Annotated in this window: 11 tRNA genes; 7 read left to right on the forward strand and 4 right to left on the reverse strand. The window is 41.4% G+C overall.

Annotation, left to right across the window (positions count from 1 at the left end):
* Positions 1-143: 143 nt before the first annotated feature.
* The 4 genes from H5158_RS14695 to H5158_RS14710 all read right to left on the reverse strand — a co-directional run bounded on the left by H5158_RS14695 (position 144) and on the right by H5158_RS14710 (position 722).
* Positions 144-219 (reverse strand) — tRNA-Glu (locus tag H5158_RS14695).
* Between the two features lie 90 nt (positions 220-309).
* Positions 310-385: transfer RNA gene (locus H5158_RS14700), tRNA-Glu, on the reverse strand.
* A 146-nt stretch (positions 386-531) separates the two neighbouring features.
* Positions 532-607 (reverse strand) — tRNA-Glu (locus H5158_RS14705).
* A 39-nt stretch (positions 608-646) separates the two neighbouring features.
* Positions 647-722: transfer RNA gene (locus H5158_RS14710), tRNA-Ala, on the reverse strand.
* Positions 723-1,604: 882 nt separating this feature from the next.
* Here H5158_RS14710 and H5158_RS14715 point away from each other — a divergent pair.
* The 7 genes from H5158_RS14715 to H5158_RS14745 all read left to right on the forward strand — a co-directional run bounded on the left by H5158_RS14715 (position 1,605) and on the right by H5158_RS14745 (position 2,593).
* Positions 1,605-1,680, forward strand: a tRNA-Val gene (locus tag H5158_RS14715).
* A 170-nt stretch (positions 1,681-1,850) separates the two neighbouring features.
* Positions 1,851-1,926 (forward strand) — tRNA-Val (locus tag H5158_RS14720).
* Positions 1,927-2,098: 172 nt separating this feature from the next.
* Positions 2,099-2,174 (forward strand) — tRNA-Val (locus H5158_RS14725).
* A 35-nt stretch (positions 2,175-2,209) separates the two neighbouring features.
* Positions 2,210-2,285, forward strand: a tRNA-Val gene (locus H5158_RS14730).
* Between the two features lie 19 nt (positions 2,286-2,304).
* Positions 2,305-2,380, forward strand: a tRNA-Val gene (locus H5158_RS14735).
* A gap of 42 nt (positions 2,381-2,422) precedes the next feature.
* Positions 2,423-2,498 (forward strand) — tRNA-Val (locus H5158_RS14740).
* 19 nt (positions 2,499-2,517) lie between these two features.
* Positions 2,518-2,593: transfer RNA gene (locus H5158_RS14745), tRNA-Val, on the forward strand.
* Positions 2,594-2,688: the final 95 nt, after the last annotated feature.

Raw genomic sequence — 2,688 nt, forward strand, 5'->3', positions numbered from 1 at the left:
CCCCTGTTACCGCCGTGAAAGGGCGGTGTCCTAGGCCTCTAGACGATGGGGACACAGAATATGTGTCACTAGGACAACTGAATGGTTTAACTCGTTTCAGGCGAGCTGCTTAATAACACTGCACTGACTATGAAAATAGTAAGTGGCGTCCCCAAGGGGATTCGAACCCCTGTTACCGCCGTGAAAGGGCGGTGTCCTAGGCCTCTAGACGATGGGGACACATAAATGTGTCACTAGGACAACTGAATGGTTTAACTCGTTTCAGGCGAGCTATCTTAATAACACTACACCTACTATAGAAATAGTAAGTGGCGTCCCCAAGGGGATTCGAACCCCTGTTACCGCCGTGAAAGGGCGGTGTCCTAGGCCTCTAGACGATGGGGACACATAAATGTATCACTAGGACAATTGATTAGTTATGCTCACATCCTGAGCTGATTAAGGTAATTGCGATTAAGTACAAATTAAGACTCGAGCTTAACTTGTTCGCTATTTTCTCGGTTTACCCGCCTTTAACTTATAAAAGTTAAGTGGCGTCCCCAAGGGGATTCGAACCCCTGTTACCGCCGTGAAAGGGCGGTGTCCTAGGCCTCTAGACGATGGGGACACAGAAAACTGCTACCCTAGGACAAACACTTTAATAAATTGGTGGAGCTATGCGGGATCGAACCGCAGACCTCTTCACTGCCAGCGAAGCGCTCTCCCAGCTGAGCTATAGCCCCAATTTATTTTGCTAAACACTTGCGCAGTTAAACCGTGCTGTGTATCGCTGAGTGCGGGGCGCATTCTATGCAGCCACCAAAATAATGTCAACATTTTTTTCAGTAACTTTCTTTAAACGGTTTAATTTTCAACAAACTGAATAATGAATAAACCGTGACGCTCAAAATACATGCAAGGGAGCTGTTTCAAAACAAAAATTAGGATTGAAAGGCGCACAATCTAGATTAACTAAGGTGAAATATACTCTAAAACATCAAAACAATAAGGTATACATTTATATGCAAAATAAAGTCGGAGTGTTTTCTTGTTTTTCATAACAACGTTTTCATCACCAAGTAAAACGAATTTAAGATGAACATACGAGCAATTAACTGTAACGCCCCCACTCTATTGTCAGTTATTTATATGATCACAGAGGCTCCATTAGTTACAGTCGGTGTTTTATATCAATCGTATTTAACTAGCGGTATTTGGATTTTGCAATGCGATTGACTGTAACCTCCTCCTTCATGATTAAAAAACAAATCCGCTTTTGACTAACAGGCACCACTAGCTATTGAAGTGTTGCATTAAATAATGAGTAAATTGATTGCACATATAGATTGAATGTAAGTAAATTGGCTATAAAACAATCTCAATCTTACTGCATTGATTATAAAACCTGCATCTAAAACATTTTTCCTCATTCAAGTGTTGACACATTTACAACTCTATCTATAATAGCGCCCCACAACAACGCAGCAATGAGTTGTTGTTTAGATGTGAGTGATTAGCTCAGTTCTAAGAAAAGAGAGCATCACCGCTATTTACAAGTAACGGCGAGGTTCACTGGTTAAAGTCCAGTACTATTTATTTTAATAGTAGCGTTTTAATTTATATGTGGGTGATTAGCTCAGTTGGGAGAGCATCGCCCTTACAAGGCGAGGGTCACTGGTTCAAGTCCAGTATCACCCACCACATATAAAACCTGTTATTATATTAGTAGTTGCATGTTTTAAATTTGTAATATGGGTCACAAGCTCAGTTACAAGAAAAGAGAGCATCACCGCTATTTACAACTAACGGCGAGGTTCACTGGTTAAAATCCAGTACTATTTATTTTAATAGTAGTGTTTTAATTTATATGTGGGTGATTAGCTCAGTTGGGAGAGCATCGCCCTTACAAGGCGAGGGTCACTGGTTCAAGTCCAGTATCACCCACCACATATAAAACCTGTTATTATATTAATAGTTGCATGTTTTAAATTTGTAATATGGGTCACAAGCTCAGTTACAAGAAAAGAGAGCATCACCGCTATTTACAACTAACGGCGATGTTCACTGGTTAAAATCCAGTACTATTTATTTTAATAGTAGCGTTTTAAATTTGTAATATGGGTCGTTAGCTCAGTTGGGAGAGCATCGCCCTTACAAGGCGAGGGTCACTGGTTCAAGTCCAGTACGACCCACCATTCTTAGAATGGTGCATATTACATGATATCTAAATGGGTGATTAGCTCAGTTGGGAGAGCATCGCCCTTACAAGGCGAGGGTCACTGGTTCAAGTCCAGTATCACCCACCATTTAGATATAAAACTTTACGGGTCGTTAGCTCAGTTGGGAGAGCATCGCCCTTACAAGGCGAGGGTCACTGGTTCAAGTCCAGTACGACCCACCATTTATAAAATGGTTATCGTAAAGTTTAGTAATTGATTATTTGGGGTCGTTAGCTCAGTTGGGAGAGCATCGCCCTTACAAGGCGAGGGTCACTGGTTCAAGTCCAGTACGACCCACCATTTAATCAAAATTATATGTGGGTGATTAGCTCAGTTGGGAGAGCATCGCCCTTACAAGGCGAGGGTCACTGGTTCAAGTCCAGTATCACCCACCACATATAAAACCTCACGTTTAATTAATAATTAGCTCAGTTGAAAAAAAGAGCATCGCCACCCTTCACAAATAATGGCGAGGATCACTGGTTCAAGT

This window comes from Pseudoalteromonas sp. SR45-6 (genome assembly GCF_014163545.1).
GTDB classification, from domain to species: domain Bacteria; phylum Pseudomonadota; class Gammaproteobacteria; order Enterobacterales; family Alteromonadaceae; genus Pseudoalteromonas; species Pseudoalteromonas rhizosphaerae.